21 protein-coding genes, 1 tRNA gene and 4 pseudogenes are annotated in these 22,101 nt (G+C 69.3%); 9 read left to right on the top strand and 17 right to left on the bottom strand.

Going from position 1 to position 22,101, the window contains the following annotated elements; genetic code table 11:
* Positions 1–27: 27 nt before the first annotated feature.
* From AC2W7K_RS13025 to AC2W7K_RS13015, 3 genes are read right to left on the bottom strand one after another with little or no spacing between them, the layout of a single operon-like run.
* Complete coding sequence (locus AC2W7K_RS13025) at positions 28–1,140, bottom strand: alcohol dehydrogenase catalytic domain-containing protein (RefSeq protein WP_198498617.1); 1,113 nt, start codon at positions 1,138–1,140, stop codon at positions 28–30.
* Positions 1,137–1,610 carry a ribose-5-phosphate isomerase gene (locus tag AC2W7K_RS13020; protein WP_198500951.1) on the bottom strand — a complete coding sequence of 158 codons (474 nt, stop codon included), beginning with the start codon at positions 1,608–1,610 and terminating at the stop codon, positions 1,137–1,139. Before AC2W7K_RS13020 ends, AC2W7K_RS13025 begins: the two co-directional genes overlap by 4 nt.
* A gap of 49 nt (positions 1,611–1,659) precedes the next feature.
* Complete coding sequence (locus tag AC2W7K_RS13015; RefSeq protein WP_198498616.1) at positions 1,660–2,265, bottom strand: mycothiol-dependent nitroreductase Rv2466c family protein; 606 nt, start codon at positions 2,263–2,265, stop codon at positions 1,660–1,662.
* 164 nt (positions 2,266–2,429) lie between these two features.
* Here AC2W7K_RS13015 and pepN point away from each other — a divergent pair, with 164 nt between their 5' ends.
* From pepN to AC2W7K_RS13000, 3 genes and pseudogenes are all read left to right on the top strand, one after another.
* Complete coding sequence (gene pepN, locus AC2W7K_RS13010) at positions 2,430–5,102, top strand: aminopeptidase N (RefSeq protein ID WP_198498615.1); 2,673 nt, start codon at positions 2,430–2,432, stop codon at positions 5,100–5,102.
* Positions 5,103–5,115: 13 nt separating this feature from the next.
* Positions 5,116–5,913, top strand: a pseudogene (locus AC2W7K_RS13005) (mechanosensitive ion channel family protein); the annotation flags it as partial.
* 349 nt (positions 5,914–6,262) lie between these two features.
* Positions 6,263–6,655 (top strand): globin, encoded by a 393-nt coding sequence (locus tag AC2W7K_RS13000; protein WP_198498613.1) that lies wholly within the window; start codon positions 6,263–6,265, stop codon positions 6,653–6,655.
* Between the two features lie 210 nt (positions 6,656–6,865).
* On the opposite strand, the gene AC2W7K_RS12995 is transcribed toward AC2W7K_RS13000, so the two are convergent.
* Positions 6,866–7,525: a DUF8185 domain-containing protein gene (locus tag AC2W7K_RS12995; RefSeq protein WP_198498612.1), complete on the bottom strand. Its 660-nt coding sequence runs from the start codon at positions 7,523–7,525 to the stop codon at positions 6,866–6,868.
* Positions 7,522–8,064, bottom strand: a complete 543-nt coding sequence (locus tag AC2W7K_RS12990; RefSeq protein ID WP_198498611.1) for an acyl-CoA thioesterase — start codon at positions 8,062–8,064, stop codon at positions 7,522–7,524. The genes AC2W7K_RS12995 and AC2W7K_RS12990 overlap by 4 nt, the downstream gene beginning before the upstream one ends.
* A 170-nt stretch (positions 8,065–8,234) precedes the next feature.
* Between AC2W7K_RS12990 and AC2W7K_RS12985 the strand changes: the two are divergent.
* The 4 genes and pseudogenes from AC2W7K_RS12985 to AC2W7K_RS12970 all read left to right on the top strand — a co-directional run.
* Positions 8,235–8,462 (top strand): annotated as a pseudogene (locus AC2W7K_RS12985) (acyl-CoA thioesterase II); the annotation flags it as partial.
* Positions 8,435–8,581 (top strand): annotated as a pseudogene (locus tag AC2W7K_RS12980) (hypothetical protein); the annotation flags it as partial. The pseudogenes AC2W7K_RS12985 and AC2W7K_RS12980, both read left to right, overlap by 28 nt.
* Before the next feature lie 21 nt (positions 8,582–8,602).
* Positions 8,603–9,175, top strand: a complete 573-nt coding sequence (locus tag AC2W7K_RS12975) for an acyl-CoA thioesterase (protein ID WP_486006266.1) — start codon at positions 8,603–8,605, stop codon at positions 9,173–9,175.
* Positions 9,172–9,438, top strand: coding sequence for a hypothetical protein (locus tag AC2W7K_RS12970; RefSeq protein ID WP_198498609.1), 267 nt, complete (start codon positions 9,172–9,174; stop codon positions 9,436–9,438). The genes AC2W7K_RS12975 and AC2W7K_RS12970 overlap by 4 nt, the downstream gene beginning before the upstream one ends.
* Positions 9,439–9,497: 59 nt before the next feature.
* On the opposite strand, the gene ettA is transcribed toward AC2W7K_RS12970, so the two are convergent.
* From ettA to AC2W7K_RS12915, 11 genes and pseudogenes are all read right to left on the bottom strand, one after another.
* A complete protein-coding gene (gene ettA, locus AC2W7K_RS12965) occupies positions 9,498–11,180 on the bottom strand; it encodes an energy-dependent translational throttle protein EttA (RefSeq protein WP_137826330.1) in 1,683 nt (560 codons plus the stop codon).
* Between the two features lie 44 nt (positions 11,181–11,224).
* Positions 11,225–11,959: a DUF6993 domain-containing protein gene (locus AC2W7K_RS12960; protein ID WP_486006264.1), complete on the bottom strand. Its 735-nt coding sequence runs from the start codon at positions 11,957–11,959 to the stop codon at positions 11,225–11,227.
* A 67-nt stretch (positions 11,960–12,026) separates the two neighbouring features.
* A complete protein-coding gene (locus AC2W7K_RS12955) occupies positions 12,027–12,383 on the bottom strand; it encodes a hypothetical protein (RefSeq protein ID WP_486006267.1) in 357 nt (118 codons plus the stop codon).
* A gap of 115 nt (positions 12,384–12,498) precedes the next feature.
* A pseudogene (locus tag AC2W7K_RS12950) lies at positions 12,499–12,798 on the bottom strand (single-stranded DNA-binding protein); the annotation flags it as partial.
* 208 nt (positions 12,799–13,006) lie between these two features.
* Positions 13,007–14,587: a GTPase gene (locus AC2W7K_RS12945; protein WP_198498606.1), complete on the bottom strand. Its 1,581-nt coding sequence runs from the start codon at positions 14,585–14,587 to the stop codon at positions 13,007–13,009.
* Entirely contained in the window at positions 14,584–16,278 is a 1,695-nt protein-coding gene (locus AC2W7K_RS12940; protein ID WP_232623573.1) for a dynamin family protein, read from the bottom strand. The genes AC2W7K_RS12945 and AC2W7K_RS12940 overlap by 4 nt, the downstream gene beginning before the upstream one ends.
* A gap of 78 nt (positions 16,279–16,356) precedes the next feature.
* Positions 16,357–16,430: transfer RNA gene (locus tag AC2W7K_RS12935), tRNA-Arg, on the bottom strand.
* Between the two features lie 107 nt (positions 16,431–16,537).
* Positions 16,538–16,747: a hypothetical protein gene (locus AC2W7K_RS12930; protein WP_198498605.1), complete on the bottom strand. Its 210-nt coding sequence runs from the start codon at positions 16,745–16,747 to the stop codon at positions 16,538–16,540.
* Positions 16,748–16,806: 59 nt separating this feature from the next.
* Positions 16,807–17,130, bottom strand: coding sequence for a thiamine-binding protein (locus AC2W7K_RS12925; RefSeq protein WP_486006263.1), 324 nt, complete (start codon positions 17,128–17,130; stop codon positions 16,807–16,809).
* A 107-nt stretch (positions 17,131–17,237) separates the two neighbouring features.
* Entirely contained in the window at positions 17,238–17,780 is a 543-nt protein-coding gene (locus AC2W7K_RS12920) for an MOSC domain-containing protein (protein ID WP_198498604.1), read from the bottom strand.
* Positions 17,781–17,786: 6 nt separating this feature from the next.
* Complete coding sequence (locus AC2W7K_RS12915; protein WP_198498603.1) at positions 17,787–18,977, bottom strand: acetyl-CoA C-acetyltransferase; 1,191 nt, start codon at positions 18,975–18,977, stop codon at positions 17,787–17,789.
* Between the two features lie 333 nt (positions 18,978–19,310).
* Between AC2W7K_RS12915 and AC2W7K_RS12910 the strand changes: the two genes are divergently transcribed.
* Positions 19,311–20,933: a coiled-coil domain-containing protein gene (locus AC2W7K_RS12910; RefSeq protein WP_198498602.1), complete on the top strand. Its 1,623-nt coding sequence runs from the start codon at positions 19,311–19,313 to the stop codon at positions 20,931–20,933.
* Between the two features lie 90 nt (positions 20,934–21,023).
* On the opposite strand, the gene AC2W7K_RS12905 is transcribed toward AC2W7K_RS12910, so the two are convergent.
* The gene (locus AC2W7K_RS12905; protein WP_232623572.1) at positions 21,024–21,320 is read right to left on the bottom strand and encodes a hypothetical protein; all 297 of its coding nucleotides are present in this window, start codon (positions 21,318–21,320) and stop codon (positions 21,024–21,026) included.
* Between the two features lie 30 nt (positions 21,321–21,350).
* On the opposite strand from AC2W7K_RS12905, the gene nucS reads away from it, so the two are divergent.
* Complete coding sequence (gene nucS, locus AC2W7K_RS12900; protein ID WP_198498601.1) at positions 21,351–22,046, top strand: endonuclease NucS; 696 nt, start codon at positions 21,351–21,353, stop codon at positions 22,044–22,046.
* The last annotated feature ends 55 nt before the right edge of the window (positions 22,047–22,101 follow it).

Below are 22,101 nucleotides of genomic sequence, written 5' to 3'. Positions count from 1 at the left end.
CGGCCGCCCCGCGGCACGGGGCGTGCCTCAGCGCTCGAAGTCGATGACCTGGCGGATGACGGTGCCGGCGGCCAGCGCGTCGAACGCTGCGTTGATGTCGTCCAGGGCGACGGTCTCGGAGATGAGCTCCTCGACGGGCAATCGGCCCTCGCGCCACAGCTGCGCGTAGATCGGGATGTCGCGGGCCGGCACGGCCGACCCGAGGTAGGACCCGATGACGGTGCGCGCCTCGGCGGTCAGCGTCACCGGGGTGATGCGGGCCTCGGCATCCGGGGCGGGCAGGCCGACGGTCACGGTGGTTCCGCCGACGGCGGTCGCGGTGAACGCGGTTTCGAAGGCGCGGGGATGGCCGACGCATTCGATGACGATCGGCGCCGTCCGGTCTCCGAGCTCCTCGGGGGTGTAGACCTCGACCGCCCCGAGCCTCCGCGCATGCTCGAGCTTGTCCGGGTTCGCGTCGACGCCGATGACCCCGGCGGTCTCGATCGACAGCGCCGTGATGAGCGCGGCCATCCCGACCCCGCCGAGGCCGACGATCATCACCTCGTCGTCAGGGCCCGGGGCGCCGGCGTTGAGGACCGCTCCCCCGCCGGTGAGCACCGCGCACCCGAGCACCGCGGCGATCGGGGCCGGCACATCGTGGCCGACGGGCACGACGGAGGCGCGGTTGACCACGGCGTGCGTGGCGAAGACCGACGCGCCGAGGTGGTGGAGCACCTCAGTACCGGAGACGTCGTGGAGCCGCACCCGGTGACCGTCGAAGGGCAGGGTGCCCGCGGCGTTCGTCGCGCTCCCGGGCAGACACGGCAGCTTCCCGTCGGTGAGGCAGTTGCGGCAGACCCCGCAGCGCGGCAGGAACACGGTGACGACCTGGTCGCCGATCTCGAGGTCGTCGACGCCGTCGCCGAGGGCCTCGACGATGCCCGCGCCCTCATGGCCGAGCAGCATCGGCAGCGGCCGGGGCCGGTTCCCGTCGACGACGGAGAGGTCGGAGTGGCACACTCCGGCCGCGGTCAGCCGGATGAGGATCTCCCCGGGGCCCGGCGCGTCGAGGTCGAGCTCCTCGACCGTGAGCGGGGACGACTCCGCATACGGCCGGGCATGCTCCATCTCGCGCAGCACCGCGCCCCGGATCCTCACAGTCCGGCCTGTCCCTCGGTCTCGTAGGCGGCCATGATCCCGATCCGGCGGGAATGGCGTTCATCACCGGAGAAGGGGGTGGTGAGGAACGCGTCGACGATGGCGATCGCATCGGCTTCGGAATGCTGGCGGGCGCCGACGGCGACGATCTGCGCATCGTTGTGCTCGCGGGCGAGCTGCGCGATCTCCGGGTTCCAGGCCAGAGCGGCCCTGGCGCCGGTGACGAGGTTGGCCGCCATCTGCTCCCCGTTGCCCGACCCGCCGATGACGACGCCGAGCGAGTCGAGGCCCGCGGCCCGGTCGTCGACGACGGCCTGAGCCGCGGCGATGCAGAACGCCGGATAGTCGTCGAGCGCGTCGTACTCGAGCGCGCCGTGGTCGACGACCTCGTAGCCCTCCTCGCCGAGGTGGTCCTTGAGGACCTCTTTGAACTCGTACCCGGCGTGGTCGGTGCCGAGGTGAACCTTCATCATGTGCCTTTCGTCAGGGTTGGTCAGCTCGTCGGTCTTGTAACGAGCGTCAGTCGAAGATCGGGCCCTGGTCGCGGGTGCGCTTGAGTTCGAAGAAGCCCGGCGTCGAGGCGACGGCGACGACGCCGTCGAAGAGGCGCCCGGCGTCCTCGCCCTTCGGGGCCGGGGTGACGACGGGACCGAAGAACGCGGTGCCGGCGACCCGGCAGATCGGGGTGCCGACGTCGTCGCCGACGAGGGCCATCGCCTCGTCGTGGGAGGCCTGCAGCGCCGCGTCGTAGTCGTCGCGCTCGGCGTAGTCGAGGAGTTCGGCGGGCAGGTCGAGCTCAGCGAGCGCCTCGGCGACGGCCTTGTCGAAGTCCTGCTCCCCACCGGGGTGGATGCGGGTGCCGATCGCGGTGTAGAGCGGTTCGGCGATCTCCTCGCCGTGCTCGGCGATCGCGGCGGTGACGACGCGCATCGGACCCAGGGTGCGGTCGATGAGCTCCCGGTAGTCCTCGGGCAGGTCCTTGTCGCGGTTGAGGATGTTGAGGCTCATCGGATGGAAGCGGACGTCGACGTCGCGGACTTTCGCGACCTCGAGTCCCCACCGGGACGTCATCCACGCCCACGGGCATGCCGTGTCGAACCACAGGTCAAGGGTCTCTCTGCTCATTCTCGCTCCTCATCGGCAGGGGGCGCGCAGCAGCGCCCCGGTCACTGTGCCAATCTACCAACTCCGCGCGCTCCCGGCCCACCGCGTCCTCGTCGCCTGGATCGCGCGGCGTCCATGACAGAATGACGACAGTACACATGACTTGATGCGGAGGTCGCCAGACAGTGCCCCAATACAACCTCACCCGCGACGAAGCACGTTCGCGGTCGTCTCACATTGACGTCACGAGCTACGAGCACACGCTCATCCTCACCGGTCGCGGGGACTCGTTCCGGGTGCGGTCCCGGATCCGCTTCACCGCCGATCCGGATGCGACGACCTTCATCGACGCGATCACCGCGAGCGTCGAGAGGATCGTGCTCAACGGCCTCGACCTCGAACTCGCCGAGGTCGTCGCCCCCTCCCGCATCACCCTGCCGCGACTCGCGGCGGAGAACGAGCTCGTCATCGACGCTCATTTCTCCTATATGAACACGGGTGAGGGCCTCCACCGCTTCGTCGACCCGATCGATGACGAGGTCTACCTCTACTCGCAGTTCGAGGTGCCCGACGCCCGCCGCGTCTTCCCCGTCTTCGAGCAGCCCGACCTCAAGGCCCCGTTCTCCTTCACCGTCGTCGCCCCCGAGCACTGGACCGTCGTCTCGAACTCCCCGACTCCGACCCCTGGCGATCCGGCGGAGACATTCGCCGACCTCGGCGAGGAGGCCGCCGAGGGCATGGCCGTGTGGCAGTTCGCCCCGACGACGCCGATCTCCTCCTACATCACCGCGATCATCGCCGGCCCCTACCGCAGCGTCCACTCCGAGCTCGTCTCCTCCGACGGCCAGCCGGTGCCGCTGGGCCTCTACTGCCGCGAGTCGCTCTTCGAGCACCTCGACTCCGACACCCTCTTCAGGATCACCCGCGCCGGCTTCGAGTTCTTCGAACGCGAGTTCGGGGTGCCCTACCCGTTCGAGAAGTACGATCAGCTCTTCGTCCCCGAGTTCAACGCCGGGGCGATGGAGAACGCCGGGGCCGTGACGATCCTCGAGAACTACATCTTCCGCTCCCGTCCCACCGAGGCCCTCGTCGAGCGCCGCACCGTCACCGTCCTCCACGAGCTCGCGCACATGTGGTTCGGCGATCTCGTGACGATGAAGTGGTGGAACGACCTGTGGCTCAACGAGTCCTTCGCCGAGTTCATGTCGACGCTCGCGACCGCCGAGGCGACGAAGTACACCGAGGCGTGGACGACGTTCGCGACGATCGAGAAGTCGTGGGCCTACCGGCAGGATCAGCTGCCGAGCACGCACCCGATCGTCGCCCCCATCGAGGACCTCGCCGACGTCGAGGTCAACTTCGACGGCATCACGTACGCCAAGGGCGCCTCCGTGCTCAAGCAGCTCGTCGCCTGGGTCGGCCGGGCCGAGTTCTTCGCCGGCCTCGCCCAGTACTTCGAGAAGCATGCGTGGGCGAACACGGAACTGTCCGACCTGCTGCGCGAGCTCGAGGCGACGAGCGGACGCGACCTCGCGACGTGGTCGAAGCTGTGGCTCGAGGAATCCGGCGTCAACCTCATCGAGGCGAGCGTCGAGACCGCGCCGGCCGACACCGCCCAGGAATCGGACTCCTCCCCCGCCGAGGTGGTCACGCGGCTGCGGGTGACGCAGAAGCCGTGGATCATCGAAGGGCAGCCGGTGCCGTCCCTGCGTCCCCATCGCCTGGCGATCGGGTTCTACTCCGAGAACGCGGAGGGTCGGCTCGTGCGCACACACGCCCTCCCGCTCGATCTCGACTCCGCCGAGGCGGACGTGCCCGAAGCCGTGGGACTGCCCAAGCCCGACGTCATCGTCGTCAACGACGCCGACCTCACCTATGCGAAGGTCCGCTTCGATCCCGAGAGCATGCGGGTCGCGGCGGCACGGCTGAGCGATTTCGACGATTCCCTCACCCAGCTGCTCGTGCTCAGCACCCTGTGGGACTCCGTGCGCGACGGCGAGCTGCCGGCCGGCGTCTACATCGAGACCCTGCTCGACCACCTCGGGGCGATCACCCACTCCTCCGGTCTGCTCACGCAGATGCGCCAGCTCGAGACGGCCGTCGGAGCCTACCTGCCCCCGGCCGAGCGGGCGGAGGCACACACCCGGGTCGCCGACCGCCTCGGCGAGCTCTTCGCATCGGCCCCGGCCGGATCGGATCAGGCGTTCCAGTTCCTCCGCGGAGTCATCCGGCATGCCGAATCACCGGCGCAGATCGACCAGCTGCGGCAGTGGCTCGACGCCGCCGAGGTCGGCGGCATCACGATCGACACGGACCTCAAATGGGAGCTGCTCATCGCCCTGTCGAACCACGATGCGATCGCCGAGTCCGCGATCGCGGACATGTCCGCCGAGGATCCCAGCGCCACCGGACAGCGGCAGGCCGCGACCGCACGGGCCGCCAGGGCGACCTCGGCGGCGAAGTCGCAGGCCTTCACCCGGATGATCGACGAGGTCGACCTGCCGAACTCGGAGCTCGGGGCCCTGGCCACCGGGTTCGCGATGGGACTGCAGACCGACACCGGTGAGCTCATCGCCGCCGAACCGCCCCTCCTCGACTTCGCCACCGAGTACTTCCAGCGGGTCTCGGGCTGGTGGGAGACCCGGACGCTCGAGATGGCGCAGACGATGACGCTCAAGCTCTTCCCGCCGGCCACCGCCCACACCGTGGCCCAGGCGGCGACGTGGCTGACCGATCATCCGGCGGCGCCGAAGGGACTGCTGCGGCTGATGCGGGAGAACCTCGCCGACGCGCAGCGGGCCCTGACGGCTCAGGAGACGTCCAGCATGGTTGAGGACCCGTCCAAGATCGCTCGCTAGGCTCGAGGGCATCATGACTTCTGATTCTCTCGAGACCACTCTGCTCGCCGCCTCGCAGATCGATTGGGCGTTCCTCCTCGACGTCCCGCTGCGGGTCACCATCATCATCGTCGGTGCGCTCATCATCAACTTCCTCATGCGCATCGTCATCCGCCGCTTCGCCGCAGGCGTGGCGAAGGGCACCGTCGGCAGCTCGAAGGCGACGTCGCGGTTCTCCACCTCGGCGATGGAGTCGCAGTTCACCGGTATCGACCAGGCGACGATCAGGGAGCGCCGCGCCCAGCGCGCACAGACCGTGGGACGGATGCTCTCCTCGGTGACCTCGATCGTCATCGCGGTCGTCGCGAGCCTCATCGTCCTCTCCGAGCTCAACTTCAACGTCGGCCCGATCCTCGCCTCGGCGGGTATCGCGGGTGTCGCGATCGGCTTCGGGGCGCAGGCGCTCGTCAAGGACTACCTGTCGGGCTTCTTCATGGTCATCGAGGACCAGTACGGGATCGGCGACTCCGTCGACCTCGGCGAGGCGATCGGCACCGTCGAGGACGTCGGCCTGCGCACCACCCAGGTCCGCGGACTCGACGGGACGCTGTGGCATGTGCGCAACGGCGAGATCCTCCGCGTCGGCAACCAGTCGCAGGGCTGGGCCCGCGCCGTCCTCGACATCCCCGTCGCCTACAACACCTCGGTGGCGACGTATTCGAAGGTCATCGCCGACACGACGAAGGTCATCGAGGAGGACCCGGAGATCGCCGATGCGATCCTCGAGCAGCCCGAGATCTGGGGTGTCGAGTCCCTGTCGGCGCAGTCGCAGGTCATCCGCACGGTGCTCAAGACGAAGCCGAACCAGCAGTGGAAGGTCGCGCGCGCCTTCGTGCCGAGCTCAAGCGCCAGATGGACAAATACGGCATCCACATCCCGATCACGCAGGAGACGGTCTTCCGCACGCTGCCCGACCCCACCGAGGCGGCGAAGATCAAGTCGACGAACGAAGCCGAGGACGACTCCGAGGACCACGACCGCGAGTCCGCGTCGACCGGCGGCTCGGGCAAGTCCCCGGCGACCGGTCGGACCTCCGGCGGTCGCGCGCCGGGCGGTCGCTCGACGGGCAGCCGCGCAGGCGCCGGACACAAGGGCAGCGGGAATCCCGAGGGAAGGAAGCGATGAGCTCAGAGACGATCTTCGACGCGGTCGGCGGCCATCCGACGTTCACCCGGCTCGTCGACGCGTTCTACGCCAATGTCGCCGCCGACGAGCCGCTCATCAGCATGTACCCGGAGGGCCACGACCTCATCGGAGCCAAGCACCGGCTCCAGATGTTCCTCGAGCAGTACTTCGGCGGACCGACGACGTATCAGGAGGAGAGGGGCCACCCCCGTCTGCGGATGCGCCACTTCCCGTTCCCCGTCGACTTCGACGCTCGGGATCGGTGGCTGCGGGCGATGCGCGGGGCGCTTGACGAGGTCGACCTGCCGCCCCTCTACGACGAGGTGTTCTGGGACTACTTCCAGCGCGCCGCCACCGCGATGGTGAATACGAACAGCACCGGAGCCTGAGGCTGCCGCTCACCTCGGTATGCGTGATGCGTGCCGTGCACGCGGCTCGCGTCAGGTCTGCGTGCACCGCGCGCGACGCAGGTCAGGTGCGCGCTCTGTTCTGCGCATACCGGTGTCTGCGGCTCACCGTGGTATCCAGGGCTCAGGTCAGGACCAGAGCCGTGCGAAGCAGGGTGAGCCCTGGCGGGCTCGCGCCCCCTGCCGTCTGCCTCAGGCGGTCTTCCGGGTGAGGAGGTGGCCGCCGGGGGTGACGACGCGCAGCCAGCCGGCGGATTCCATGATCGGGCAGGCGGCGTTCGCCGATGGCGGGAGGAAGCGGAGGCCGGCGGCGGCGAAGGCGAGGCCCGCCGTCAGCGTCGTCCCGTGGTCGCCCGTCAGCGGGGCCGCCCACACCCGTGCCCGGAGCGCTTTGACCGCGTGCGAGCCCGCCCCGTCGGGAGTGCCGTCGGCGACCTCGGCGATCCCCGCCTCGGCGCCGGCGATAAGGGCGGACGGGGCGATCGTGTCCGTCTGCTCCCACGGTCCCCGAGGTGGGGCGATGCCGGCCCAGGAGACGAGCATCGACGTCGGCGGCAGCGGGAGGCTCGTGCCGTTCTCCGCGCGGGCGAAGCGGTCGGTCAGCGCGGCGAGCGGGACGACCTCGTCGAGGCCGTCGAGTTCGGGGGAATCGAGCCGCTGCATCCGCATCGCGAGCACGAGCGGGGTCGAATCGCCGATCCCGTGCGGGAAGAGCGGAGCGACGGTGAGGACGAGGACCTCCGAGGCGACCTGCAGGCGCATCGCCCCGTCGGGATCGAGTCGGTGCGCCAGCGAGGTGAACGCGGCAAGGTCGGACAGGGCCTTCTCATCGGCGATCTCGAGGGTCGTCATCGGCGCAGGCTCCGCATCCGCGCGGGGGCGCGCACGACCGACTCGAGGGCGACGATCTCCTCCTCGCTCAGGCGCCGCGGACGACCGCTGGCCTGGTCGACGAAGGCGATGACGGTCTCGGAGACCGTGTAGACGAGGGAGCCGTCGGGCTCGACGATGACGTAGCTGATCGTCACCGAGGCGGGCCGCACCTCGCTGATGACGAGATCGACGGCGATCGGTCCGGGACGGTAGCTGATCGGGGCGCGGTATTCGATGGCGTGCGAGGCGACGAGGAGTTCGGTCGTCGCCGAGGCGGCCCCGAAGACCTCGGGCATCGGAAGACCGGAGACCACCTCGGCGGCGCCGTACTCCCCCGGCCCGACGGCGGCGTCGCGGCTCTGCGTCGGGGATCCCAGCGCCCGGACGCGGGCCTCTTCGAGGAGCCGGAGCTGGACGACGTTGTTGACGTGTCCGTAGGCGTCCATGTCACCCCATCTCAGTTCGAGGAGGACTCGGGTGAATTCGTCGAGAAGGGGGTTCGTGGCGCCTGAGTGCATGATCCCATGATGCCATCCCGCAGACCCCGGCCTGTGCCCGGGCGACTCATCCCGCCGCAGGTGGCTCACCGGACCGGATCACCCGCGTGCCCGCTCGAACTGCCCTGTTGCCGGCGGTCGTGCGATGCGTCTCCTCGCAGGTCGCACGGTGCCCGGGTAGGATCGAGACGATGTCCGACCCTGTCCTTCCGGAGGCCCATGTGAGCGAAACCGAACCGACCCTCGCCGAGGCGAATGTCGCCCGTCTGCACGAACTCCTCGAGTTGAGGAAGGTCGCCGTGGACGAGTCGAGGCGGGAGTCGGATCATTTCGTCGGGCCGAGCCAGTACAAGCCCGACGGCCGCGTCTTCGGCGGTCAGGTGCTCGCGCAGTGCATCGTCGCGGCCGCCGCGACCCTGCCCGCCGACCGCCTCATCCACTCGCTGCACGGCTATTTCCTGCGGGCCGCGACGTCGCCGAACCCATCGAGTTCGGGGTCGAACGCCTCCGCGACGGCCGGTCCTTCTCCGCTCGACGCGTCCACGCCTATCAGAAGGACGTGCCGATCCTCTCGCTCATCGCCTCGTTCCAGGACGAGCAGCCGGGATTCGAGCACTCCGAGCCGATGCCCACGGGAATCCCGGGCCCCGAGGACAGCCCCGATCTGCGGGAGCTGCTCGCCGCCGACGATTCCCTGCGCGTCACCGAATGGTTCAATCGGCGCCCCTTCGACATCCGTCCCGTCGAGCCCTTCGGGGTTCCCGGTGCCGGGGACATCGACACGGAGCTGCCCGAGCAGCACGTGTGGTTCCGCGCGAGCGCGCACTTCGGCGACGACCCCGTGCTCAATGCGGCGGCGCTGGCCTATGCCAGCGACTTCAACCTCCTCGAACCGGTGCTGCGCAAGCACGACCTCACTTGGGCCACCCCCGGCCTGCGGGTCGCGAGCCTCGACCATGCGATGTGGTGGCATCGGCGCGTCCACGTCGACGACTGGATGCTCTACGTCCAGGAATCGCCGGCGGCCCGCGGCGGTCGCGGTCTCGGCTACGGGCGGATCTTCTCCCGCGACGGCGAGCTCCTCGCCACCGTCGCGCAGGAGGGCATGGTCCGCGTCAAGGACATGCCGTGAGCGATGACAAGACCGCGATGATCGAGATCCTCGCCTCGATCCTCAGTCGCCTCGTCAACGTCGCCCTGTGCCTCGTGCTCACGTCGATCGCGCTGCTCATCCTCCGGGATCGCACGGATCTCCACATCGGACTCGTCGCGATCATCGCGCTCGTCCTCGGCATCCTCGCCACGTTCGTCGTCCGCTGGCTGCTCACGCTCTTCCACCGCCTGTGGCGGAAGCTCTTCGACCGCTTCGAACCCGGAGCCGGCCCGCGCTCATAGACCGCCGCCCGCGCACGAGGGCCCCGGCATGATGCCGGGGCCCTCGTGTTCTGAGTCCGTCAGTCGCGGGTGAGGCGACGATGGGTGACGCGGTGCGGGCGGGCCGCATCCTCGCCGAGGCGCTCGACCTTGTTCTTCTCGTACGCTTCGAAGTTGCCCTCGAACCAGTACCACTGAGCCGGGTCCTCGTCGTTGCCCTCCCACGCGAGGATGTGCGTGGCGACGCGGTCGAGGAACCAGCGGTCGTGGGAGACGACGACGGCGCAGCCGGGGAACTCGAGCAGGGCGTTCTCGAGCGATCCCAGGGTCTCGACGTCGAGGTCGTTCGTCGGCTCGTCGAGGAGGAGCAGGTTGCCGCCCTGCTTGAGCGTGAGCGCGAGGTTGAGGCGGTTGCGCTCACCACCGGAGAGCACTCCGGCCTTCTTCTGCTGGTCGGGGCCCTTGAAGCCGAACGCGGAGACGTAGGCGCGCGAGGGCATCTCGACGGCGCCGACCTGGATGAAGTCGAGTCCGTCGGAGACGACCTCCCACAGCGACTTCTCCGGATCGATGCCCCCGCGGGACTGGTCGACGTAGGAGATCTTCACGGTCTCGCCGACCTTGAGGTTGCCGTTGTCGAGCTCTTCGAGGCCGACGATCGTCTTGAACAGCGTCGACTTGCCGACGCCGTTGGGGCCGATGACGCCGACGATGCCGTTGCGCGGCAGCGAGAAGCTCAGTCCGTCGATGAGCAGGCGGCCGTCGAAGCCCTTCTCAAGATCCTTCGCTTCGATGACGATGTCGCCGAGGCGGGGGCCGGCCGGGATCTGGATCTCTTCGAAGTCGAGCTTCCGCGTCTTCTCGGCCTCAGCGGCCATCTCCTCGTAGCGGGCGAGGCGGGCCTTCGACTTCGTCTGCTTGGCCTTCGGGTTCGACCGCACCCATTCGAGTTCGTCCTTGAGGCGCTTGGCGAGCTTCGCGTCCTTCTTGCCCTGGACCTGCAGGCGCTCGCGCTTCTTCTCGAGGTAGGTCGAGTAGTTGCCCTCGTAGGGGTAGAGGTGACCGCGGTCGACCTCGGCGATCCATTCGGCGACGTGATCGAGGAAGTACCGGTCGTGGGTGATGGCGATGACGGCACCGGGGTAGGACTTGAGGTGCTGCTCGAGCCAGAGCACGGATTCGGCGTCGAGGTGGTTCGTCGGCTCGTCGAGGAGGAGCAGGTCGGGCTTCTCCAGCAGGAGCTTGCACAGCGCCACGCGGCGGCGCTCGCCGCCGGAGAGGACGCTGACGTCGGCGTCGGGCGGCGGGCAGCGCAACGCGTCCATGGCCTGTTCGAGCTGCGAGTCGAGGTCCCACGCATCGGCGGCGTCGATGGCCTCCTGCAGCTTGCCCATCTCCTCCATGAGGGCGTCGAAGTCCGCGTCGGGATTCGCCATCTCCTCGGAGATCTCGTTGTAGCGGTCGAGCTTCGCCTTGATCTCGGCGACGCCCTCTTCGACGTTGCCGAGCACGGTCTTGTTCTCGTTGAGCGGGGGCTCCTGCATGAGGATGCCCACCGTGTAGCCGGGGCTGAGCCGGGCTTCGCCGTTCGACGGCTGTTCGAGGCCGGCCATGATCTTGAGGATCGTCGACTTGCCGGCGCCGTTGGGGCCGACCATGCCGATCTTCGCCCCCGGGTAGAAGGACATCGACACGTCGTCGAGAATGACTTTGTCACCGTGCGCCTTGCGCGCCTTGTGCATGGTGTAAATGAATTCGGCCATAGTGGCCCCAGATTATCGGTTGGCGCGCCTCCGCGCCAAACGCATCAGCCTCCGCCCAGCGACGGTCCGTCCGAGCTCGACGAGCCCTCCGAACCGCTGCCGGAGCCCGACGACGACCCGCTCGAATCCGACGAGCCGCTCGAGGACGAACCGCTCGACGACGAGCCTCCGGAACCCGACGAACCCGAGGAGTCGCTCGAGCCCGACGAGCTGTCCGGGCTCGGGGTCTCCGCGTCGTCACCGGTGATGTTCTCACCCGGGAGGTGACCGGCACCGTTGTCGTCGCCGTCCTCATCGCGCATCTCCCCCTTGGGCGCCTCGACGCCTTCGGGTCGGTCGACCTCGCCGAGCAGGCACGCTCCGGTCGACTCCGAGGGGGGCATGAGCTCAGCGGTGGCCTTGCCGGCGCGGATCTCCCCGACGACGCAGCCCTTCTCCGTCTTCACCCCGAAGACCTTCGAGGGCACTTCGTTGCCCAACGGCGATTCGTCGAGGGTGGCCTCGAGCTGCTCGGGCTTGTATCCGGCGTCGATCATCGTGTCGAAGAACTTCTTCGTCGACGGCACGGTTTCGGAATCACCGGTCAGCGGTTCGACCGCCTTGATGACCTTGTCGACTTCGGCCTCGGGCTTCGCCGACGTCGTCGCCGGCGCCGTTCCGCATTGTCGTCGAGTCCGAGCAGGGAGCAGCCGGACAGGGCGATGGTCAGGGCTGCGACACCCAGGAGGGGAACGACACGCATGGATCACCTTGGGGAGGACGACGACGAACGTTCTCACTCTAGCCGATGACGCTGTCAGACCGCGCAGACGACGCCAGCCCTGCTCTCCAGCCGGCCCCGGACGGTCAGAACGGTGCCGCGGCGGCCGCCGTCGCCTCGGCGATCGCGGGATCCCTCCCCTGCCCGTCGCCTGCGCCGGTGTCGGTGTCCTCGCCGGTCTCATTGGATGCGGTCTCATCGGGGTCGGTCTCATCGGGTTCGGTGTCCTCGCTTCCCGCGTACCCGTCGGTCTCCGCGGCCTGTCCGTGCGCCGTGTCGGACGGCACCGCGGCAGGCGACCAGCCGCCGGCCCCGGCGGGCAGCCCCGCGAAGTCGGGTCCCTCCCCCTCGGCGTCGGGTCCGGATCCCTCCCCGCCGGCACCGGGGCCGGACGGGGTCGGCCGTCGCAGTGCGCGGGGCCTCGCCGGGTTCCGGGAGTCCACCCCATCCGGAAGTCGCCTGCGCGTCACCGGCCGGCTCGGCCGGCCGCGGTCGCGTCGTCGCCGACTTTCGATAGTGCGCCGTGCCGAAGCGCAGGTCGGGGCCGATGTGATCGGCGATGACCGTCGGTGCGATCCCGGACCGCTCTCCGCTGGCCCACTCGCGATTGCGCAGGTGTCCTTGGACGAGCACCGTCGTGCCCTGCTCCACCGACGTGCCGACGTTGCTGGCCAGGGTGCCGTAGCAGTCGACGCCGAACCAGGAGGTGCCGTCCTCGGCGAATTCGCCGGTCGACTTGTCGAGCTTCCAGTGGTTGACGGCGAGCCGGAACGACGCACAGGGGCGTCCGGTGGGCAGAGTCCTCAGATTCGGGACGGTCGCGACGGTGCCGCAGACGTTGATGGGGATGGTCGACATTGCTTCCTCGCTTCTCTTCGCACGGTCGGCGAGACGCGATCGGGGGTCTGCTGCCTCGTCGGCGCAGACACGCTCGATTCCCGCCGTGGGTGTTCCAGCGAAGCGCGCGCTGCCCCGTTCTGTCGAGAGTGCGACGATGCCCTGTGGACAGCGCGTGGCCGTCCACAGGGCATCTGCACGCGAGTCGTGCCGCCTGTGAGCTCGAGTCTCAGGCGAGTCTCTCGTACGCGTCGCGGTGCTCGGCGATGACCGCGTTCACCGGCTGCAGGTAGGAGCTCTGCGCGGCCTGGGCGACGGCGGTGCGCAGGTCCCGATCGACCGCTTCGGCGGCTTCGTCCGCCCCCTTGTTCCGCGCGTTGCGGGCGATCACCGAGGTGATGACCGAGCCGAGGATCCCGACGACGAGGAGACCGATGACGACGGCCCACGTCCACCCGGGAAGGGCTCCGGGAACGGCGAACGTCAGGGCCGCGACGACGATGAGGCCGAGGAGACCGATGACGGTGGCGACGAAGAAGACGATCTGGAGGAAGCCGGCGAACGACCACCAGCCGGGGGTGCGACGCTCGATGTCCACAGCCGTGACGGCCGAGTCGAGGGTGTCGGCGAGCTGGTTCGTGCTCTGCTTCTCCGCCTCGGCGGCGGCAGTCTGCCACGGACGCGGCAGCGTCGAGACGGATTCGGTGATGAGGTCGTGGGCCATGAGCCGGACCTGCGAGCTCTGCGTCTTGCTCGTCGCCGGCACCGAGGCGCGGATGAGCTCATCGCGGGTCAGCCCGTGCTTGGCCCCGAGCGGGTCGGGGGCGTTGCGCTGCATCCACGCGAGCAGCGGGTAACCGGTGCGCTTGTAGGCGCGGCGGATGTAGTCGTCGTGAACGGTCTGCGCGACGGCCTCGACACCGGCGGCCTCGGACATCGTCTCGACGAGATGGGAGGCACCCGGCAGCTCGTCCGGGGTGGCGACCGGGTCGCCGAGCTCCGCCTTGATCCGCCGGGCCATCGCCTGCATGTCGGCCAGCAGCCGTTCGGCCGCGGCCTGCTTCGAGTCGAGGGTGTCGGCGAGGATCGACCGCAGCTGCGGGATGCCCTCGCGGGTCACGGCCGAGGACAGCCGCACCTCGGTGTCGGTGAGCCCGTCCTCGGCGAGCAGCTGCCGGAGATGATCGGCGGCGGCCTTCTGCTCGTCGGGGCTGAGCTTGTCGACCTGGTTGAGCACGACGACCATGTTCGAACTGTTCTCCGCGAGCTTCGTCAGGTACTCCGAGTGGAGGGAGAAGTCCGCGTACTTCTGCGGGTCGACGACCCAGAACACGACGTCGACGAGCCCGACGAGGCGGTCGGATTCGACGCGGTGCTCGACGGCCGTCGAATCGTGGTCGGGCAGGTCGAGGAGGATGAGCCCGTGGAGGCGGCGCTGGTCGTCGCCGTCGAGCGCGGACTCACGCCACGTGCGGCTGCGCTCGGGCACCTTGAGCCAGTCGAGGATCTCCCGGCCGCCCTCTCCCCAGACGCACGCGGTGGGACGGGAGGTCGTGGGACGGCGGACGCCGACCCGGGCGATGTCGAGGCCGGCGACGGCGTTGAAGAGCGAGGACTTGCCCGACCCCGTCGAGCCGGCAAAGGCGACGACGGTGAAGTCCTCGCCGAGGTCGAGGCGATCGTCGGCGCGCTCGAGCAGGCTCTGGGCATCGGCGCGGACGTCGGGGCTGACCTTGTCGGGGTCGAGCGCGAGCGAGTGGCGGATGCCCTCGGCCAGCCGGCGGATCTCGGACTGTGCCGAATCGTTCACAATGCCTCCTCGAGGCGGGCACCGGCAGTTCGGAGGGCTCCGGACTGCCGCGTGGGCACCGCTGTCAGTCGTAGTGCGCTGTCGAATGGGACGCGGCAGTCGCCGACGATGCCGGCAGCCGCGGTGAGGAAGCGGTCCCTGATCGAGGCGATGAGGCTGACGGCCTCCTGTTCGCCGAAGATCGTTCCCGCAAGGTTGAGGGCGACCCCGGGACCGGCGGCCTGCGCGTCCGCGGCCCGGGCGTGCTGGGGGTCCCAGAAGGTCGCGTATTCGAGGACCGCGCACACGCCGTTGACGCCGAAGGAGAGGATCCTCGCCTTCGACTTCTTCCCCTGACCGATGTCGCGGACGAGGGTGTTGACCTCGTTCGACCAGCCGCTCACCGCCTCCTTGACCCGGTCCTCGAGTTCGCTCGTCGGGGCGCGCAGGCCCGGATCGGATTCGACGAGAGCGGCACCGGCCGGGGTGCGGCCCCAGTCGTCGACGACCCCGTCGACGACGTCGACGGCGGCTTCGCGCAGGGAGATCGCGGCACTGCGCAGGATCGCGATGTGCAGCGGCGAGGCGGCATCGTGCTTGCCCGTCACGGCGGCGGAGATCCGGTCGCGCATGCGGGCCATCGTCGGTTCGAGACCGCGGAAGAGCTGCCCGGTGCCGACGAAGTCCTGCCACCGGGCGTTGACCGCCCCCTGGAGGATCCGGCCGTCGGAGACGACCGTGGAAAGCCCGTCGTGGGCGGCGCGGAAGCGCTCGTCGACGATGCGGGCGAGCTCGGCGTGCGCCTCCTCCTGGGACTCGGCGCAGGAGGCGAGGGTGTCGACGCGGGCCGGGAGCGCGGCGATCGACCCGGTCAGGGTGCGCCGCCGGATCCGGTTCCGGGATTCGGCTTCGGAGCTCACCTCCTGGATCCACGAGCGGATCGGGTAGACGGCCGTGTGCGGGAGCAGCCCGTCCTCGAGCGGGAGCTCGGCGACGGAGAAGATCGGCGACTGGGCCAGTCCCGCCTCGGAGAGGAGATGGGAGAGGTGGTGGCGGACTTCGCGGTTGGCCTCCGGCGGCACCCGGTCGAGGACGATGGCCACCGAGGTGCTCCGCTGCGCGGCATCGCGCAGCAGGGTCCACGGCGCGGCGTCGGCGTAGCGGTTGGCGGTGGTGACGAAGAGCCAGAGGTCGGCGCACATGAGGATGCGGCGGGCGAGGTCCCGGTTCGCCTCGGCGATCGAGTCGATGTCGGGGCAGTCGAGGATCGCGGTGCCCGGCGCGATGTCGGCATCGGGGATGAGGACGAGCGCCGGGGTCGGCGAGGCCGGATCGGTGCTGCGCGGCAGGTCGGCGAGGAAGGTCTGGGCCTCGAAGTGCTTCGCGTCGGCGGGGTTGTGGATGACGATCGGGTTGGCCGTCGTCGGGCGTCGCACACCGGCGGGGCTGACCGCACGCCCGATGAGCGAGTTGACGAGTGTCGATTTGCCGGCCCCGGTGGACCCGCCGACGGCGATGAGGAACGGTGCGGGAGCGCGGTTGATCCGCGGGAGGATGAAGTCGGTCATCTCAGCCGAGAGCGATCCGAGCAGACGGCGGCCCTCGGCCGCGTCGTCGGTCTGCAGGGTGAAGCGGGTCTCGGAGATCCTCTTCGCGATATCGGCGAGAGCTCCGCCCACGGGTGGCGTCACGGCATTTCCGCTGTCTGTCATCACGCATCCACTTTCCACGTTTTCACAGCTGAGCTCCACCAGGCACGCCGTGACGAGCGACAATTGCCCTGGACTGTGCGCCCCCGGCGGGGCTCGAACCCGCGACCTACCGCTTAGAAGGCGGTTGCTCTATCCGACTGAGCTACGGAGGCCCACACATCGTAACCGATCGCCGCCGGGCAGACGAAAGCGGCCCCGCACTCCCCCGCCTGGTCAGATGACCGGGTGGAGGATGCGGGACCGCCGAGGTGTCGTCAGCTCAGTGGGTGCTGCCGGCCTTCTCGAGCGCCTTGCGCACCGTGACGAACGCCAGGATGACGACGCCGGTCAGGGCGAGGATGACGGCGAGGGCTTCGACGCCGAAGGCCACTTCGGCCGCGAGCGGAAAGAAGCCGGCGATCATGAACCCGAGCAGGGCGATCATGGTCAGAGCAGTGGCTGTGGTGAAATACGCGGATCCGTTTTTCATGGGTCATCCTCCTTCTTCCTGAATCCGACGATAGACCCGTTCGGCGCGCCTGTCACCGATTACTCGTCGGAAAGTTTCCTCCGCGCCTCGAGAGCGTCCTCAAGGCGGTCGACCTTGGCCTCGATCTCCCCGTCATGACCAGGGCGGATGTCGGCCTTGATGACCAGGGAGATGCGGGAGCCGAACGGTGCGACCGCCTCGGTGGCGCGCCTGACGACGTCGAAGACCTCGTCCCATTCGCCCTCGATCTCGGTGAACATGCTCGTCGTGCGGTTGGGCAGCCCGGAGGCGCGGACGACCTCGACGGCCGCCGCGACGGCCTCGTGGACGGAGCCGTCGCTGCGGCCGGTGCCCGAGGGGGCGACGGAGAATGCGAGAAGCATCGTGATGCCTTCCTGTTGTCGTGGCTGGTCTGCTGTCGTGTCAGGTGTCGTCAGTTCGGGGCCGAGGAAACGCTGCGGCGGTGCTCCGGTCAGCTCGCCGAGGTGGGTCAGACGGGCGCCAAGGCGTGGGGCTCGCCGTCCGGCAGCTCGACGGTCACCGCGTCCCCGGGTCGCACCGTGCCGCTGGTCGAGACGATGCCCATGACACCTGCCAGGCGCACGGTCTGGCCCTCGTCGTCGCGGAAGACGACCTGCCCCAGCAGTCCGGGGATCAGTCCGTCGATCTGCGCGCACGGATTGCGCAGACCGGTGAGCGTGACGACGGCGTCCCCGATGCCCAGGCGCGTGCCCACCGGCAGCGCGAGGAGATCGAGGCCGAGCGTCGTGATGTTCTCACCCAGCTGCCCGGGGCCGACGGCGAACCCGGCGGCGCCGAGGCGGTCGAAGAGCTCCGCGTGGAGAAGATGGACCTGACGGAGGTTCGGCGCCGAGGGCGTGCGGGTGAGGCGGGAGCGATGCTGGACGGTGACCCCGGCGTGCGCGTCACCGCGCACGCCGATGCCCTCGACGAGGTCGATCGCGTCGCGGACAGGCTTCGAGAACGCATGCTCCGCGTCGCTGCTGACACTCACCACCCGCGCCGCCGCCATCGGACCTCAGCTCTGGGCGGGAACGGAGATGATGAGCGAATCGCCCTGGCCGCCGCCGCCGCACAGCGCCGCGACACCGGTGCCGCCGCCTCGGCGCTGGAGTTCGAGGGCGAGCGTGAGGACGATGCGGGCCCCGGAGGCCCCGATCGGGTGGCCGAGCGCGATCGCACCGCCGTTGACGTTGACCTTCTCGGGATCGATGCCGAGGTCCTGCGTGCTCGCGAGTCCGACGGCGGCGAACGCCTCGTTGATCTCGTAGAGGTCGAACGAGTCGGGGGCGACGCCCTCCTTCTCGGCGGCCGCGCGGATCGCCTGCGAGGGCTGGTGCTGGAGCGTCGAGTCCGGACCGGCGGTCCATCCGTGCGCGCGGATCTCGGCGAGGATCGGCGCCCCGAGCTCCTCGGCCTTCTCCTTCGACATGACGACGACGGCGGCCGCACCGTCGGAGATCTGCGAGGCGTTGCCCGCGGTGATCGCCCCGTCCTTGCGGAAGGCCGGACGCAGCTTCGCCATCGACTCGGGCGTCGTGTCCGGGCGCACGCCCTCGTCGTCGGTCACCGTCGTCTCGCCCTTGCGGCTGGTGATCGTCACGGGCACGACCTCGTTCTCGAAGACGCCGGACTCCCATCCGGCCGCGGCACGCTGGTGCGATTGCGCGGCGAACGCGTCCTGCTGCTCACGACTGAACTCGGAATCGCCCTTGTTCGCCTCCTCGGTCAGCCCGCCCATCGCCTGGTCGGTGAACGCGTCCCAGAGGCCGTCGTAGTCCATATGGTCCTTGGCGACGACATCGCCGTACTTGTACCCGGCCCGCGACTTCTCGAGCAGGTGCGGGGCCAGCGTCATCGACTCCTGGCCACCGGCGACGACGACGTCGTACTCCCCGGCGCGGACGAGCTGCGCGGCCTGCGTGATCGCGTTGATGCCCGAGAGGCAGAGCTTGTTGATCGTGATCGCGGGCACGCTCATCGGGATGCCCGCCTGGGCCGCGGCCTGACGTGCCGGACCCTGACCGAGGCCGGCCTGGAGGACCTGTCCCATGATGACGTACTCGACCTCATCACCGGAGATGCCCGCACGGTCGAGGGCCCCCTTGATCGCGGCCGCCCCGAGGTCGACCGCGGTCTGCGATCCCAGGGCTCCCGAGAGCTTGCCGAACGGTGTGCGCGCGCCTGAGACGATCACTGCTTCAGTCATGTTTCCTCCTTGATCAAGGATGTCCTCGCCCCGGGCAGGTGCTGCACGGCGGTGAGCTGCTTGCTCCCAGGGTAACCGAGCCCTCTGTGGCACTGATCACTGGGGTGCCGCGGGGGCGTGCGACCCCGGATATCGCGCCCACCGAGCATCGTTCCTGTTCGCCGAGGCGGCCCCGCGGTCCACTCGCTGCAGCTGTTGTGCGCGGGGTCACCGCACCGGTGCACAGTCCCGTTCCGACCGCCGGATTCGGACACAACACTCATCTTGAGTCCGATAGAGTGGGGAGCGCGCAGGCACGACAACATCCCCTTGAGACGACAGGAGTCAGCTTCAGTGACGCCCACCGAAGAATTCCGCACAGCGATGCGCGGGTACGAGAAGAGCGAAGTCGATTCCCGACTGCAGCAGCTGCGCACGGAGATCGAATCCGTGCGAAAGGCGCTGTCGGATGCCCGCAGTCAGGTCATCAACGCCGATCGAGCGAAGCTCCAGATCGCCGGTGAGCTGTCCGAGGCGAAGGCACAGCTGAAGAAGGCGGCCAATGAGAACGCCGAGGCGGCCGGTCCTCCCGGATCCCGCATCGACCATCTCCTCAAGATCGCCGAATCCCAGGCCCGCGAGACGCTGGCCCAGGCGAACTCCGATGCCGAGACGATCCGCAACAAGGCCCGCGCCGAGGCGGCATCCGCGCGCGCGCGGATGCACACCGAGAGCAACGACACCCTCAGCAGCGCCCGTTCCGAGGCCGACGCGATCATCAGCTCCGCGGAGCTGCGCGCCGAGGAGGCCGTCAAGGCCGCGGAGAATCGCGCCGCCGAGCTCAAGGCCACCGCCGAGCGCGAGTCCCTCCAGTCCAAGGAGGCCAACGACGCCGCGTCGAAGGAGGCCCGCGAGAGCCTCGAGCACGAGATCGCCGAGCTCCGCGCCGCCGCGGAGAAGGAGGCCACCGACCTCCGCGCCGAGGCCAAGACCCAGGCCGATGAGACCATCGCCGCCGCACAGGCCCAGGCCGATGAGCTCCTCGCCGCCGCGAAGTCCCGCGACGAGGCGTCGAAGAAGGCTGCGAACGACCTCGAGGTCGAACTCGCCGCCAAGCGCAAGGACGCCGAGGCCGAGCGGAAGAAGCGCTACGACACCGCGCAGACGGAGAACAAGAAGCTCATCGAGGAGGCCCAGTCCCGCGCGGCCAAGGCCGACGCCGATGCGAAGACGGCGGCCGAGCGCGCCGAGACGACGCGCGCCGATGCCGTGAAGAAGGCCGACGAGATCATCGCCGACGGCAAGGCCCGGGCGCAGACGCTCATCTCCGAGGCTCGCGCCACGGCCGAGGCGACGATCGAGGAGTCGGCGGCCGAGGCCAAGCGCAACGTCGCCTCGGCGCAGTCGCAGGTCGATCTGCTCACGAAGCAGCGCAAGACGATCACCGCGCAGCTCGACCAGCTCCGCTCGCTCTTCGCGATGCCCGGTGTGATGGGCGGCGACGCCGTCGATCCGGCGAAGGCCGAAGCCGCGACGCACGCGACCGAGCAGATCGCCGACGGGGAGACGCTCGCCGATCTCCTCGCCGCCGATGCCGCTGAGGAGCGGGACGCCGCGAAGAAGGGCGCCGACGCCAAGGCAGGCTCCGCCAAGGGAGCCGCTGCGGCAGGTTCGGCGGACAAGGGCACGGCCGACAAGAGCCCCGCGGACAAGGGCTCGGCTGACAAGACCGCTGCCGATCAGAGCGGTGCGACAGCTGCCCAGAAGACGACCGTCGACGAGGCGACGACTGAATCGGTCGAGTCCGATGTCGACACCTCGGAACTGCCCAACGGCGCCACCGATGCCGAGACGATCGCCATCGACGCCCAGGTCTCCGGCACCACGCCCGGGACGCAGGGTTCGGGCGGGGCCGCCTCGGCGAACGACGGCGCGGGGCGGTCGAAGGCCGCGCGCACGCGCAACTCTCTGCGCTGAGCCTCCTGCTCACGCGCCTGAGTGAGACGAGGACACGCGAAAGGGGACCCACTGCAGTGGGTCCCCTTTCGCGTGTCCGGCGTGCTGCTATCAGCGGAACTTCTCGAAGCAGCGGGTGTGCCAGTGCCGGCGCGCGTCGACGCCGATGTCGATACCGTGAGGGGCGCTCTGCCGCCACGCGACGATGTGCGCTGTCGCCGCGGACACGCTCTGACCGCACCCGGGACAGACGTAGACCTTGCCGCTGGCATTGCCTGCGACCTGCTGGACCGACCACGTGCCGTCGGGCAGATCGCGGCTGCGACGCAGCCCGCCGACGGACTCCGAGAGGTCCCGGCCGGGAGTGCTCCACTTGTTCCGGCGACGCGAGGAGTTCGATCGTGGCATAAGCCGATTCTCTCACGTAGTGTGTGACGGGTGCGCCTCGTGATAGCTGAATGCTCTGTTGACTATGCCGGTCGTCTGACCGCCCATCTGCCCATGGCCACCCGCCTCATCATGCTCAAGGCCGATGGTTCGATCCTCATCCACTCCGACGGCGGATCGTACAAGCCGCTCAACTGGATGACTCCCCCGTGCTCGGTCCAGATCGCACCGGCGACCGAGGAACAGGCCGAGGCAGGACTGCGCGAAGTGTGGACGGTCGCGCAGGCGAAGACCGGGGACCGCCTCGTCATCTCCGTCGCCGAGGTCCTCTCGGATTCCAACCACGACCTCGGCGTCGATCCCGGTCTCGTCAAGGACGGCGTCGAGGCCCACCTCCAGGAGCTCCTCGCCGAGCACATCCACACCCTCGGCTCGGGCTACAGCCTGGTCCGCCGCGAGTACATGACGGCCATCGGGCCGGTCGACATCCTCGCGCGCGACGAGGCGCAGAAGTCCGTCGCCGTCGAGATCAAGCGCCGCGGCGACATCGACGGCGTCGAACAGCTCACCCGCTACCTCGAGCTGATGAACCGCGACCCGCTGCTCTCGCCGGTCACCGGCGTCTTCGCCGCGCAGGAGATCAAGCCGCAGGCGCGCACCCTCGCCGAGGACCGCGGCATCCGCTGCGTCGTCCTCGACTACGACGCCCTGCGCGGGATGGACGACCCGGAGACGCGCCTCTTCTGACCGCCTCGGCGCCCATTACCTATCGATCAAGCGGGAGTGCGAATGGCGGGCCGTG

This window comes from Brevibacterium sp. LAARM2_SD2, from assembly GCF_057364785.1.
This window is presented reverse-complemented; position numbering and strand designations above follow the sequence as displayed.